The sequence below is a fragment of the Pseudomonas sp. CFBP 13711 genome (genome assembly GCF_014842265.1).
Classification (GTDB): domain Bacteria; phylum Pseudomonadota; class Gammaproteobacteria; order Pseudomonadales; family Pseudomonadaceae; genus Aquipseudomonas.
This window is the reverse complement of sequence record NZ_JACYVI010000008.1, coordinates 273,810-287,048: the sequence shown is the minus strand read 5'-3', so window position 1 is coordinate 287,048 and position 13,239 is coordinate 273,810. Positions and strand designations below refer to the sequence as shown.

At 60.0% G+C, this 13,239-nt stretch carries 12 protein-coding genes; 9 read left to right on the top strand and 3 right to left on the bottom strand.

Features of this window, described 5'->3' with window-relative positions:
* Window positions 1–109 precede the first annotated feature (109 nt).
* From IFT47_RS17065 to IFT47_RS17055, 3 genes are read right to left on the bottom strand one after another with little or no spacing between them, the layout of a single operon-like run.
* Window positions 110–2,326 (bottom strand): xanthine dehydrogenase family protein molybdopterin-binding subunit, encoded by a 2,217-nt coding sequence (locus IFT47_RS17065; protein WP_192173265.1) that lies wholly within the window; start codon window positions 2,324–2,326, stop codon window positions 110–112.
* Complete coding sequence (locus IFT47_RS17060) at window positions 2,326–3,312, bottom strand: FAD binding domain-containing protein (protein ID WP_192173266.1); 987 nt, start codon at window positions 3,310–3,312, stop codon at window positions 2,326–2,328. Before IFT47_RS17060 ends, IFT47_RS17065 begins: the two co-directional genes overlap by 1 nt.
* A complete protein-coding gene (locus tag IFT47_RS17055; protein WP_192173267.1) occupies window positions 3,309–3,833 on the bottom strand; it encodes a (2Fe-2S)-binding protein in 525 nt (174 codons plus the stop codon). Before IFT47_RS17055 ends, IFT47_RS17060 begins: the two co-directional genes overlap by 4 nt.
* Before the next feature lie 307 nt (window positions 3,834–4,140).
* On the opposite strand from IFT47_RS17055, the gene IFT47_RS17050 reads away from it, so the two are divergent.
* From IFT47_RS17050 to IFT47_RS17010, 9 genes are all read left to right on the top strand, one after another.
* On the top strand, window positions 4,141–5,433 hold the full coding sequence (locus IFT47_RS17050; protein ID WP_192173268.1) for an NCS2 family permease: 1,293 nt from the start codon (window positions 4,141–4,143) through the stop codon (window positions 5,431–5,433).
* Entirely contained in the window at window positions 5,430–6,515 is a 1,086-nt protein-coding gene (gene trmA / locus IFT47_RS17045; protein ID WP_192173269.1) for a tRNA (uridine(54)-C5)-methyltransferase TrmA, read from the top strand. Before IFT47_RS17050 ends, trmA begins: the two co-directional genes overlap by 4 nt.
* Window positions 6,516–6,747: 232 nt before the next feature.
* Window positions 6,748–8,040 (top strand): MFS transporter, encoded by a 1,293-nt coding sequence (locus IFT47_RS17040; RefSeq protein ID WP_192173270.1) that lies wholly within the window; start codon window positions 6,748–6,750, stop codon window positions 8,038–8,040.
* A 247-nt stretch (window positions 8,041–8,287) separates the two neighbouring features.
* Window positions 8,288–8,776: an Hcp family type VI secretion system effector gene (locus IFT47_RS17035; RefSeq protein WP_192173271.1), complete on the top strand. Its 489-nt coding sequence runs from the start codon at window positions 8,288–8,290 to the stop codon at window positions 8,774–8,776.
* Window positions 8,777–8,785: 9 nt separating this feature from the next.
* A complete protein-coding gene (locus IFT47_RS17030; protein ID WP_192173272.1) occupies window positions 8,786–9,748 on the top strand; it encodes a hypothetical protein in 963 nt (320 codons plus the stop codon).
* Complete coding sequence (locus tag IFT47_RS17025; protein ID WP_192173273.1) at window positions 9,738–10,097, top strand: hypothetical protein; 360 nt, start codon at window positions 9,738–9,740, stop codon at window positions 10,095–10,097. Before IFT47_RS17030 ends, IFT47_RS17025 begins: the two co-directional genes overlap by 11 nt.
* 472 nt (window positions 10,098–10,569) lie before the next feature.
* The gene (locus tag IFT47_RS17020; protein ID WP_192173274.1) at window positions 10,570–10,950 is read left to right on the top strand and encodes a hypothetical protein; all 381 of its coding nucleotides are present in this window, start codon (window positions 10,570–10,572) and stop codon (window positions 10,948–10,950) included.
* A gap of 226 nt (window positions 10,951–11,176) precedes the next feature.
* The gene (gene ypfJ, locus IFT47_RS17015; RefSeq protein ID WP_192173275.1) at window positions 11,177–12,070 is read left to right on the top strand and encodes a KPN_02809 family neutral zinc metallopeptidase; all 894 of its coding nucleotides are present in this window, start codon (window positions 11,177–11,179) and stop codon (window positions 12,068–12,070) included.
* Window positions 12,071–12,074: 4 nt separating this feature from the next.
* Window positions 12,075–13,064: an alpha/beta hydrolase gene (locus IFT47_RS17010; protein WP_192173276.1), complete on the top strand. Its 990-nt coding sequence runs from the start codon at window positions 12,075–12,077 to the stop codon at window positions 13,062–13,064.
* The last annotated feature ends 175 nt before the right edge of the window (window positions 13,065–13,239 follow it).

Here is a 13,239-nt window from a genome sequence, read left to right as displayed (position 1 = left end):
GCGCGACCTGTGCTTGCACTGGGGCGACATTGAATGAAGGGGGTTCAGCAGCAGATGATCGTTCCCACGCAGCGCGTGGGAACGGTCAGGCTACAAGGTCCGGCGTGGGTTAAAGCACTTTATCCAGCGTAATCGGGAATTCCCGAACACGCTTGCCCGTGGCGTGGAAGATGGCATTGGCGATGGCAGAAGCCACGCCGACGATGCCGATCTCGCCTACACCCTTGGAGCCCAGATCATTGACGATGTCGTCGTTCTCTTCCACGAACAACACGTCGATCTCACCGATGTCGGCGTTCACCGGGATGTGGTACTCGGCCAGGCTATGGTTCATGAAGCGCCCGAGGGTATGGTCGGTCTGGCTCTCTTCCTGCAACGCCTGACCAATGCCCCAGACCACGCCGCCGAGGATCTGGCTGCGCGCGGTTTTCGGGTTGACCACGCGGCCCGCCGCGACTGCGTCCACCACACGATTAACGCGAATGGTGCCCAGGTCTTCGTCCACCAACACTTCGACGAACACCGCCGAGTGAGTCGCCGTCGAATAGCCTTCGCGCTTGTCGTCAGGCTTGGCGTCGATCTGGACTTCCAGCGTCTCGTGGGACGACTCGCGGACGATGTCGGCATAGGCAAAACGCTGATCGTCGATGAGCAGATAACCGTCGCCGTAACCGACATCGGCCATGTCCACCACCGCGTATTGCGGATGCGCCATTCGCACGGCGTCGAGCAGCTTGGCGCGCAAGGCACGGCAGGCCTGCTGTACGGCAGTACCCACGGACGACACGGTGAACGAGCCACCCTGCAACGGCGACGTCGGCAGCGAAGAATCACCCAGCACGAAGGTGACGTCGTCCGGATTCACACCGGCGGCTTCGGCGGCGATCTGAGTCATGACCGTATACGTGCCGGTGCCAATGTCAGTGGTGGCACTGCTGACGGTGATCTTGCCGGTGCTGTCGATACTGGCTTTGGCGCTGGCCGGCATCTGCATGGCTTCCCACACACCACCGGCCATGCCCCAACCCACTAGCTGACGGCCCTGACGCATGCTGCGCGGCTCAGGGTTGCGCTTGCTCCAGCCGAAGCGCTCGGCGCCTTGCTCGTAACAGGCCAGCAGTTCCTTGCTGGAATACGGCTTGGCTTCGTTGCCGTTGCTGTCGGCAAAGTTGACGATCCGCAGCTGCACCGGGTCGATGCCGGCCGCAATGGCCAGCTCGTCCATGGCGCATTCCAGCGCGACCATGCCGGAAGCGGCGCCCGGTGCGCGCATGTCCAGCGGCGTATACACGTCCAGCGGCGCCAGCTGGTAGCTCAACTGCACGTTGTCGCACTGATAGAGCATGCCGCTCCATTCAACGACGTGCTCGGTGAAGTCTTCGAAACGCGAGGTCTGGCCGATCGCGTCGTGAGCAATCGCTGTCAGCTTGCCATCTTTGGAAGCACCCAGGCGCATGTGCTGAAGGGTCTGGGGGCGATAGCCGAAGGTGAACATCTGCTGGCGGGTCAGCGTCAGGCGTACCGAGCGCTGAAGTTTCAGCGCTGCCATCACGGCCAGTGGCAGCTGGTATTGCGGGCGCAGGCCGGAACCGAAGGCGCCACCGACGAAGGCGGCGAGGACGCGAATCTTTTCTTTCTCAAGGCCGAATACGCTGTGCAGGTAGTCCTGGCAGTTCTGCGTGCCCTGGGTTTTATCGTGAATCTCCAGGCTGCCGTCGGCCTTGTAAAACACCGTCGACGCGTGGGGCTCCATCGGGTTGTGGTGCTCGTTGGGCGTGCTGTAGTGGATGTCGACAGTCACTGCGGCCTGGGCGAATGCGCCCGAAAAATCCCCGCGCGGCTTTGGCGTTTCCGCCGGCGCGGTGTGGGCGTCACTCTGGCCGACGCTGAGGTCGGTCTGGTGCGAATCGGTTTCGTATTCGATGCGCACGAGGGAACCGGCATGCCGCGCCAGCTCAAGGGTGTCCGCCACCACCAGCGCCAGGGGCTGGCCGCTGTAGAGCACGCGGTCGTTGTAGAACGGCCGAAACGGTGAGCCTTCCGCAGAGTCGGCGTCCTGATAGTCCTCGTCATAACTGGCGATATGCGGGCGGTTGGTGTGATCGATGACCGCCACCACGCCGGGCACCGCCAGCGCCTGGGAGGCATCAATGCTGACAACCCGGCCGGAGGCGATAGTGCTGGAAACCACGCTGCCGTGCAGCAACCCGGCCTCTGGGTACTCACCGGCATAGCGGGCCTGGCCGGTGACTTTCAGGCGTCCGTCGACGCGGTCCATCGGTTGGCCCAGCGCGGAGCTTCCCGGGATTGGTGTGTTGGCGTTCATTAAACAGTCCCTCCCAAGGTGGCGTCGCTCAAGGCGCGAACGATCGCGCGGCGGGCCAGCTTGATCTTGAAAGCGTTGTGCGCCAGCGGCTGAGCGTCGCGCAGCATCGCGTCGGCAGCAGCAACGAAGTTTTCCCGCGAGACCGGCTGACCCTTGAGCGACTGCTCGACGGCCGTGTCACGCCAAGGCTTGTGGGCAACGCCACCCAAGGCGATGCGCACATCACGGATCACGTCGCCATCGAGTTCAACGGCAGCGGCCACCGAGATCAGGGCAAAGGCGTAAGACGCGCGGTCACGGATCTTCAAATAGTGGCTGTGCTGCTGGAAACGCGGCGCAGGCAGTTCGACAGCCGTAATCAGTTCATCGTCGGCCAGCTGGTTGTCGCGCTGGGGCGCATCCCCCGGCAAGCGGTGGAAGTCGGCAAACTCGATGACCCGCGCACCGGCACGCCCTTGAACGTGCACGCGGGCTTCGAGCGCAGCCAAGGCCACGCACATGTCCGACGGGTGCGTCGCGACGCAGGCATCACTGGCACCAAGGATCGCGTGGATGCGGTTCAGACCTTCTTTAGCCGGGCAACCCGTGCCAGGCTCGCGCTTGTTGCACGGCACGGTTGAGTCGTAGAAGTAGTAGCAGCGGGTACGCTGCAACAGGTTGCCGCCGGTGCTCGCCATGTTACGCAACTGCGGCGAGGCGCCCGCCAGAATGGCTTGGGACAACAATGGATAGTCACGTTCGATCAGCGGGTGCCACGCCAGATCAGCGTTGCTCACCAGCGCGCCGATCATCAGGCCGCCGCTGTCGGTTGCGCGAACGTCTTTGAGCGGCAGGCCAGTGATGTCGATCAGGTGCTCGGGGCGGGCGATGTTTTCTTTCATCAAATCCAGCAGGTTCGTACCGCCAGCGATGAAACGACTGGCAGGGCCTGCGAGGTTGACCGCCTGGGTGATGTCGGACGGCTTGCTGTAGCTGAAGGGATTCATTGGCCGCGCCCTCCCTGATCCGGTGCGGCATTCATCGATGGCAAGACTTCTACCACCGCCGCACGGATGTTGCTGTAGGCGCCGCAACGGCACAGGTTGCCGCTCATCAGTTCTTTCACTTCATCATCGGTGCTGGCGCGGCCTTCGTTGGCCAGGCCCACTGCCGAGCAGATCTGCCCGGGCGTGCAGTAGCCGCACTGAAAGGCGTCGTGCTTGATGAACGCTTGTTGCATCGGGTGCAGGGTGTCGCCGTTGGCCAGCCCTTCGATCGTGGTCAGCTCGGCGCCATCACACATGATCGCCAGGGTCAGGCACGCATTGATGCGTTTGCCGTCACGCAGCACGGTGCATGCACCGCATTGGCCGTGGTCACAGCCCTTTTTGGTGCCTACCAGATCGAGCTGCTCGCGCAGCATGTCCAGCAGCGTGGTCCAGGGCTGTACGTCCACTTGTCGGGTCTGGCCGTTCAACGTCAGGGCGATGGAATGCCCTGCGAACGCCTGTTCATTGGTTGCACTCATGGGAAGCCTCACGGTAGGTACTCGATCAGCGCAGTGATCTGCGTCTTAAGGGGTACGACTTGTGTGGTTTCGGAAACGTTCAGGGTTTATGACGGGCGTTTTGACGCAGCGTAGCGCCGGCCTGGCGCAAGGCCGATCCGGACATTTGCAATCCGGCGACAAGCGCCAGGCCCCATCGCCCGGAGCTGCTGGTATGATGCGCGGCTTTTTGCAACTGGCAGAATTTGTGCAAGCCGTTTCGGTGAGCAGTGCTTTGCTGTTTCAGTCGACTACATAAATGACGCGGAGCGTCACCGGGGAGCCTTAAATGCTGGAGCGGTTGTTTCAACTCAGGGCACATAACACCAATGTGCGCACCGAAATTCTGGCCGGGGTCACGACCTTTCTGGCCATGGCCTACATCCTGTTCGTGAACCCGAGCATCCTTGGCGAGACCGGCATGGACAAGGGCGCGATCTTCGTCGCCACCTGTCTGGCCGCGGCCATTGGTTCGACCGTGATGGGCCTGATCGCCAACTACCCGATCGCCCTCGCGCCGGGCATGGGCCTGAACGCCTTCTTCACCTACACCGTCGTGCTGCACATGGGCCACACCTGGCAAGTGGCGCTGGGCGCGGTGTTCATTTCGGCAGTGATGTTTTTCCTGCTGTCGATCTTCCGCATCCGCGAATGGATCATCAACAGCATCCCGCTGCCGTTGCGCTCGGCCATCGCCGCGGGTATCGGTCTGTTCCTGGCGCTGATTGCGCTGCACAACGCCGGTATCGTGGTCAGCAACCCTGCCACGATGGTCGGCCTGGGCGATCTGGCCAAACCGGCCCCGATCCTCGCCGCCCTGGGCTTCGCGCTGATCGTGGCGCTGGAAGCTTTGAAAGTGCGGGGCGCCGTGCTGATCGGCATTCTGGCCGTGACCATCATCTCGATCGTAATGGGCTTCTCGCCGTTTGGCGGCGTGGTGTCGATGCCGCCTTCACTGGCGCCGACCTTCCTGCAGCTGGACATTCCCGGCGCACTGAACATCGGTCTGGTCAGCGTGATTTTCTCTTTCCTGTTCGTCGACCTGTTCGACAACTCCGGCACTCTGATCGGCGTCGCCAAGCGCGCGGGCCTGATGGGCAAGGACGGCCACATGCCGAAAATGGGCCGTGCGCTGATCGCCGACAGCACCGCCGCGATGGCGGGCTCTCTGCTGGGCACGTCGACCACCACCAGTTACATCGAATCGGCGGCGGGCGTCAGCGCCGGTGGCCGGACCGGTCTAACGGCCATCGTGGTGGCGGTGCTGTTTCTTTTGGCGCTGTTTTTCGCACCGCTGGCCGGCAGCGTTCCGGCATTCGCCACCGCCCCGGCCCTGCTGTTCGTGGCCGTGTTGATGACCTCCGGCCTTGCCGAAATCAACTGGGATGACATCACTGAAGCAGCACCGGTGGTGATCACCGCGCTGGCCATGCCGTTCACCTATTCGATCGCCAACGGCATCGCCTTTGGCTTCATTTCCTGGACCGTGATCAAGCTGTTGTCGGGCCGGGGCCGCGAGCTGAATTCGGCACTGGTCGTGCTGTCGATTCTGTTCGTGATCAAGCTGGGCTTTTATCCATGAGTTCTACGTTCGACCCTGCAAACTACACCGCTCAGCTCGATGAAAAGGCCGCGCGCCTGCGCGAGCTGCTGGCGCCTTTCGAGGCGCCGGAACCTCAGGTTTTCGACTCGCCGAGCGAGCACTACCGCCTGCGCGCCGAGTTCCGCCTGTGGCGCGACGATGGCAAGCGTCACTACGCCATGTTCGCGCCGGGCGACAAACACACGCCGATTCTGATCAACGATTTCCCCATCGCCAGCCAGCAGATCAACGCGCTGATGCCGGTGCTGCGGGATCGCTGGGAAGCCAGCAAGACGCTCAATCACAAGCTGTTTCAGGTGGACTTTCTGACCACGCTGGCCGGCGACGGCATGATCACGCTGTGCTATCACCGCCCGCTGGATGAAGCCTGGCAAGTCGAGGCCGAGCAATTGGCGGCTGATCTGAAGGTCAGCGTGATCGGCCGTTCGAAGGGGCAGCGTCTGGTGATCGGTCGCGATTACGTGACCGAACAGCTGGAAGTCGCCGGCCGGCCCTTCAGTTACCGCCAGCCGGAGGGCGCGTTCACCCAGCCCAACGGCACGGTGAACCAGAAAATGCTGAGCTGGGCGTATGACGCGCTGGGCGACCGCGACGATGATTTGCTGGAGCTGTATTGCGGCAACGGCAACTTCACGCTGCCGTTGGCGACCCGCGTGCGCAAGGTGCTGGCGACCGAGATCAGCAAGACCTCGGTCAACGCGGCGCTGAGTAACCTGGCGGACAACTGTGTGGATAATGTGTCGCTGGTGCGCCTTTCGGCGGAAGAGCTGACCGAAGCGCTGAATGAGGTGCGCCCGTTCCGTCGTCTGGCCGGCATCGATCTGAAGAGCTACGACTTCGGCAGCGTGTTCGTCGACCCACCCCGCGCCGGCATGGACCCGGACACCTGCGAGCTGACGCGACGTTTCGAACGCATTCTGTACATCTCGTGCAACCCGGAAACCCTGGCCGCAAACATCGCCCAACTGCACGACACCCACCGGGTCGAGCGCTGCGCGCTGTTTGATCAGTTCCCGTATACCCATCACATGGAGTCGGGGGTATTGCTGGTTCGGCGCTGACAGCGCGACATCGGTCATTTCCGGCTAAAGCCGGTCCTACTATCGTCGGTAGGACCGGCTTCAGCCGGGAACAGGGTTTCACTTATTTCAACAACCGCGTTTTCCACATGACATCCATGCGCACGCAGCATATCCCTCACCACCCATCATTAAATTCCTGACAGCTAGCGGCGAACTGCGCCAGACCGGTGTATAACTCTCGGCCGTCTCTCGCTTCGATGGATGCCTAGCCTTGAGCTCCGAATCGCCCGCCCCGTCCTCTGAATCCTCCGCTAAAAGCGCCCTGCGGCTGCCCGGCTTTTTCGCCTTCCTGACCGCGCGTCTTGCTGCCGTCTTTGCCATGCAGATCCAGGCGGTCGTGGTCGCCTGGCAGGTCTACGACATGACCCGCAGCCCCATTTCGCTGGCGTATGTGGGCCTGGCGCAGTTCATTCCCATGCTGCTGTTGTTGATGCCGGCCGGCGATCTGATCGACCGCTACGATCGCAAGATGATCCTGACCATCAGTTGGTCCGTGCAAGCGGTGTGCAGCCTGATGCTGATGCTGTTCTCGGTCACGCACCATCAGGACACGCGGCTGATTTACGCCACCCTCGCCCTGTTCGGCTGCGCCCGCGCCTTTACCGGGCCGGCGTTGCAGAGCCTGCTGCCGCAAGTCGTCCCCCGCGAAAAACTCGCCTCGGCCATCGCCACCAACAGCATGATCATGCGCATTGCCACAATCGCCGGGCCTCTGGTCGGCGGCGGTTTATATGCAGCGGGCGGCGGCGGATTGACCTACTCGGTGTGCATGGCCAGCTTCATCGCTGGCGTGCTGCTGCTGATCCGCGTGCCGGTGCTCTATGCCGGGAAGAAGCAGATCCTCGAGTCCACGGCCTGGAAGCGCTTCACCGCCGGCATCGCGTTCATTCGATCGCGGCCGATCATCCTCGGCACCATTTCCCTCGACCTGTTCGCCGTGCTGCTCGGTGGCGTCGTGGCGCTGCTGCCGATTTATGCCCACGAAGTGCTGCACCTGGGCCCCCAAGGCCTAGGCGCGCTGCGCAGCGCGATGAGTCTGGGGGAGGTCAGCACCGGTCTGTACCTGAGCTTCCGACCTTTTGATCGACACGTCGGTCTGGTCATGTTCATCGCCGTCGCGGTGTTCGGTATCGCCAATCTGGTGTTCGCCCTGTCGACGCTGTTCTGGCTGTCGCTGCTGGCGTTGATGATCGCCGGTGCGGCGGACATGGTCAGCGTCTACATTCGCTCCACACTGGTGCAATTCTCAACGCCGGACGACATGCGCGGGCGGGTAAACGCCGTGAATATGTTGTTTATCGGTTCGTCCAACGAACTGGGCGAATTCCGCGCCGGCAGCAGCGCAGCGCTCTGGGGTGCCGTGCCCGCCGCGATCATCGGCGGCCTGTGCACACTGGGTGTCGTGGGCGCCTGGATGGTGGGTTTCAAGGCCTTGCGCCAGGTCAACCACTTTGCCGACGCCTCGCCGGTCGAAACCACCGAGAAGCAGACGGCGCGGGTTTGATGTAAGCCGTCATGAGTATGTGCTGCTGGCGCGTACCCTCTGCGCGCCACGCGAATACGGCGATTTCCAGCCCCTTTTGAACGACTACTGCGACGAACATCACCCGTTACGGAATCTTCCGTAAGACGGGCTATGGCTCCAGCGTAGGACCGATCCGAATCGTACTTCTGCCCCCCCTCTTGACGCTTCAAAGCCAGGAATACGCTCCCTATCCTTGCTGCATCTGAACTCAGCAAGGACATGCAGCATGGCATTTGACGGATTCATCAAGCTGGACGGGATAGACGGCGAGTCGCTGGATGAGCGCAACAGTGGCTGGATCGAAATCGTGGCCTACGACTTCGGCGTCAGCCAAAGCACTTCGGCCACCGCCAGCTCGAACGGCGGCGCAGGCTCGGGTCGGGCCAGCCTCAGCGACTTCAGCTTCAGCAAGCGCCTGGACAAATCCAGCGCTTCGTTGTTTGAAGCGAGTTGCGCGGGTACGCACATAAAGGACCTGACTTTGTGTCTGTACCGGGCCGGTGGAGACAAGTTGAAGTACTACGAAGTGCGCCTCGAAGAAGTGATCATTTCTGACTTCAGCCAAAGCGGTGAAAGCGGCGAGCCCCTGGAACACGTGCAAATCAACTTCGGCCGCGTTCGCATTCTGTACACCCAGCAGAAACGCAGCGACGGGGCGGCAGCCGGCAACGTCACCGGCGGCTGGGACCGCATCGCCAACAAGCGCTTTAGTTGAGGACAGCACGTGTCCAAGCCATATGTGTTTATCAATGACCGCATACAGACCTATTTCACACTCAAGGCACGGGTGAGCGGGGGTGCGAAGTTCGATGTGCTGAACGCGCATATCCGAAACGTTGTGGTGATGCCGGGCCAACTGGTTATTGTCAGCGACGGTTCAAACGGCACTCTCACAGCCGAAGAAACCGAGCTGATGAACCTGGCGCGTAACGTCCATCGTCAGGTGAAAGGCGCGGGGAGCCAGCTCATCGAGAACTATGACCTGCTGCAGAACATGCTCAGTTATGGATCGCTGGGTATTGGCGCTGCCACCGGGAGTTGGGGCAAGCACCTTGAGGGCGTGAAGCAAACTCTGGAAGAGATCGAGCGGCTTTACAAATTGTCGCTGGCGCGCGGAACACCCATTGCCCGGCAGGAGTTCATCAACCAGCGGCGAGCGCTGTTCGCCACGCTTGATAAGCAACTGGAAGGCATTGCTCGCTGGGGTACCGGGCTACGGAAAAAGGGCCCGCTTAAGAAGATGCTGGGGTTGTCGACCAAGAGTTATCTGCACACAGGTGAGATCCAGGGATATGCGGCGCGGGTCGGGAAGATCGCCAAGGTGGCGAAGTTGTTGAAGCATGGGACAGCAATTGGGATCGGGCTGAACTTAGCATCTACCGCGCTTGAGATTAAGGAAGCCTGCTCGACCGGAAGGGAGGATATTTGCACGCGAGCGAAATTCGTCGAAGGCGTGAAACTGGTGGGCAATGTCAGCGGCGGCTCCTTAGGCGGAACGCTAGGTGGCACAGCGGCGGCTACTGCATGCTTCGCGGTATTGGGTCCAACAAGCGGCCCGGTGGCACTTGCCTGTTTGATCGTGGGCGCAGTTGCTGGAGGGTATGGAGGTGGGTTGGCAGGTGAGAAAAGCGGAGAGTTCATAGGAACCAAACTTTATGAATGGAGCCCGCACACTAATGATGATTGAGAAAGTCTGGTGGGTGATGGCGGTGTTTGGAAGCATATTCGTCAATATCATCATAATGATTTACTTCCAGCTAAATAAGTTAACCGCCATGGAGGAACTGCTATCAGACGTAAAACTCGTGCAGTGGAACAAAAGCGTGTGGGGCGGGGGCCTCATTGGCAGGCAGATGAGGCTGAATGGATTAGCGATGATTATCATCATGCATAAGCTTATGTGCAGGCGGGGTGAGATACCTCCCGATGCAGATAAGCGGTTGTCTTCGGCGCTCAGGCTTCAACTTCAGGCGCTCTATTTTTTCTCGTATGCAAACGGCGCCGCTTTAGCTTGGGTTTATTTCTCCCTAGACTGAACAAGCTTGACAGTGCTCTGCGAGACCTTTTGACCCTCATTAGGGAAGAAATTTGGAGCTGCTTCACCAATGCACTACTTAATCGGCCTACTTTCACTGGCAATGTCCTTTTGGATGTTTGCGACCATCTTGACGATGACAATTTTTTGCTGCAGAAAGATAGTAATAATTGAAAGCTATCTGAATGACTGCAGATGCATATCTGATGCTCGAAGGATGTGGGGCGACGGCATTATCGGAAGACAGATGCGTATGAACATGGTGACTGTCGTCCTTACTTTTCCGAATTTGATGTACCTCCGTGGAGATATTTCAAAAGATGCAAACTTAAGAGTGCCACCAGATTTAAGGGTCTGGATACTCTGGCTCTACATCAATCTAAATACAGTATTTGCATGCATGATCGGGCTTTATGCCTTTATCACAGCACAGTGAGAGAAATGAAAGAAATGACCGACGAATATCTCTATGAATGGGCGCAGTAATGGTAGATATCCCTACCGGACTACTGGCACTCATTTTGACAGTGATCACGGCCTTGCATCTCGCCGGCTACTACATCTTCTTCTACATCAACTTGGAAAAAATCGAAAACTACCTATGCGATATTGAAATGTTTTCATTGAACAGAGATTTCTACGGAGACAGCCTTTTCGGACGAAGAATGAGGGAAACCTTTGTAATGCTGGTCGCAGTCGCACCTGAAATCTTCTGGAGGCAGAAGCGCATTCCCAGGCAAAAACTTCTCAAACTGCCTCCCCGACTGCTGTGGGGAGTGCGGATAATTTATGGCTCGATGATTCTCATCGGCGTGAGTAGCGGACTGCTCTACTATTTTCGCGCGCCTCATTAACGCACTCAAAGGGCGCTGCCTTGGCATGGGTCTACTTCTCCCCAGCTCGAAAAACACAAATAAGGTTCCAAGCTGCCAACCCCCACCAGACAGATCTGCAGGTGAGCAATACCTCTGAAGAACCGATTCGCGAACTATTCCCCCTCCCCTCCTCTCTTAGTCCAGCAGACCAGACGTCGTACGCCCGCCGTCTACACTTCCCACACGACCAAAAGAGGATTCCCCCATGCTATGGAAAAAAGGACGTCGCAGTGACAACGTCGTGGACGCACGCGGCGATTCCGGGGGTGGCGGTGGCGGCGGGATGCGCATTGGCGGCAAGGGTCTGGGGCTTGGCGGGATCGTGATCATTGTCGCGATCGGTCTGCTGACCGGGCAGGACCCGATGCGAATTCTGGGCGAGATTACCGGCCAGATGGGTTCGGAGCAGACCGCAGCGGTCAATCCGCAAACGCGCCAGGCGCCACCGGCCAATGACGAGCAGGCCGACTTCGTGCGCGCGATCCTGGGCGACACCGAGGACACGTGGCAGCAGGTGTTCCAGCAAATGGGGAGCCAGTACAAGGCGCCGACCCTGATTCTGTTCAGTGGCCGGGTGCAATCGGCGTGCGGCTCGGCGTCTTCGGCGAGCGGCCCGTTCTATTGCCCGGCTGAACAGCGCGTGTACCTGGACATGAAGTTTTTCCGTGAGATGAGTCAGCGTTTCAAGGCGGCGGGAGATTTCGCTCAGGCGTACGTGATTGCTCACGAAGTTGGCCATCATGTGCAGACCTTATTGGGGGTTTCGGCTAAAGTTGACGCCGCCCGCCAACGCGGCATGAAAATGGAAGGTGACAACGGTTTGCTGGTGCGTCAGGAGCTGCAAGCTGACTGCCTGGCAGGCGTTTGGGCCAACAACGCACAAAAGCGTTTGAACTGGCTGGAGCCGGGTGATATTGAAGAGGCGCTGAACGCCGCCAATGCCATTGGCGACGACCGCTTGCAGCAACAGGGTCAGGGCCGGGTCGTGCCGGACTCGTTTACCCACGGCACTTCTGCCCAGCGGGTCCGCTGGTTCAAGACAGGTTTTGCCCAGGGACAAATCAACCAATGCGATACGTTCGCCGCCAAGAGCCTCTGATCACATGATGAAACCGCTTTCGATCCTGTTGTTGGGCACCCTGATGAGCCTCAATGCTCATGCGGCGGATCAGGCGGTTAAAGCCATCAGCCCCGACCGGCTGCAGATCAACGGAACGACCCAGGCCACCCTCGGCCTGAGTCAGAACTGGGTTCGTCCCAGCCCGCAGGTCCAGCGGGTGGTCATTGTTTTCCACGGTCGGCTGCGTAACGCGCAAACCTACCTGCGCAGTGTCGAGCGCGCAGCCAACCAGTCCAGGCAGCGATCGAAAACCCTGCTGATCGCGCCGCAGTTTCTCGACGAAAAGGACATCGCAGAACACCGCCTGCCTGAGTCGGTACTTCGCTGGCACACCAATGACTGGATGGCGGGCGAGAAGTCATTGGGGCCCAAGCCGGTCAGCTCCTTTGTGGTCATCGACCACATCCTCAAGCGTCTGAGCGACAGTAAGCTGTTCCCCAACCTGAAGGAAATCGTGATCGCGGGCCATTCCGGCGGTGCGCAGGTGGTGCAGCGCTACGCGATGATTGGTGGCAAGGAAGATGCCTTGCTCAAGAAGGAAGGCATCAAGCTGCGCTATGTGATCGCCAACCCGTCCTCTTATGCCTATTTCGACGCGACGCGCCCTGTGCCGGTTGATGCGGGGAGCTGCCCGACTTTCGACACCTGGAAGTATGGTCTGAACAAGCTGCCCGCCTACGCTGGCAAGGAAACACCGGCTGAGCTTGAGGCCGCATACGTGAAGCGGGACATTACTTATCTGTTGGGCGAGCTGGACACCGATCCGGAGCACCCGGCGCTGGACAAGGATTGTGGCGCGGAAGCTCAGGGGCCTCAGCGCCTGGCCCGGGGTCACAACTATTTCGATTACCTGACCAAGCGCCACCCTGAAGGCTTGAATCAGCGTCTGGTGGAAGTGAAAAACGTCGGGCACAACGGCGATGCGATCTTCACTTCGCCTGAAGGGCAGACGGCGTTGTTCAAGGCGAATTGATATCCGCGCGTTTGGTAGGACTGGTTTCGGCCGGGAAGAGGCCAGCATGTGCAGCGTCAATGTTGCGGTGTAGCGCCAGACGCCTTCCCGGCTGAAGCCGGTCCTACAAATGAACACAGCCGCCGGTCCTACTGTCTAGATGCGGCACTACGTAGGGCCGGCTTTAGCCGGGAAG

Coding starts and splice junctions, on each gene's coding strand:
- IFT47_RS17020 (WP_192173274.1), top strand. CDS start 10,570: ATGGGCGCAGTAATGGTAGATATCCCTACCGGACTACTGGCACTCATT.
- IFT47_RS17055 (WP_192173267.1), bottom strand. CDS start 3,833: ATGAGTGCAACCAATGAACAGGCGTTCGCAGGGCATTCCATCGCCCTG.
- IFT47_RS17025 (WP_192173273.1), top strand. CDS start 9,738: ATGATGATTGAGAAAGTCTGGTGGGTGATGGCGGTGTTTGGAAGCATA.
- ypfJ (WP_192173275.1), top strand. CDS start 11,177: ATGCTATGGAAAAAAGGACGTCGCAGTGACAACGTCGTGGACGCACGC.
- trmA (WP_192173269.1), top strand. CDS start 5,430: ATGAGTTCTACGTTCGACCCTGCAAACTACACCGCTCAGCTCGATGAA.
- IFT47_RS17010 (WP_192173276.1), top strand. CDS start 12,075: ATGATGAAACCGCTTTCGATCCTGTTGTTGGGCACCCTGATGAGCCTC.
- IFT47_RS17035 (WP_192173271.1), top strand. CDS start 8,288: ATGGCATTTGACGGATTCATCAAGCTGGACGGGATAGACGGCGAGTCG.
- IFT47_RS17060 (WP_192173266.1), bottom strand. CDS start 3,312: ATGAATCCCTTCAGCTACAGCAAGCCGTCCGACATCACCCAGGCGGTC.
- IFT47_RS17050 (WP_192173268.1), top strand. CDS start 4,141: ATGCTGGAGCGGTTGTTTCAACTCAGGGCACATAACACCAATGTGCGC.
- IFT47_RS17065 (WP_192173265.1), bottom strand. CDS start 2,326: ATGAACGCCAACACACCAATCCCGGGAAGCTCCGCGCTGGGCCAACCG.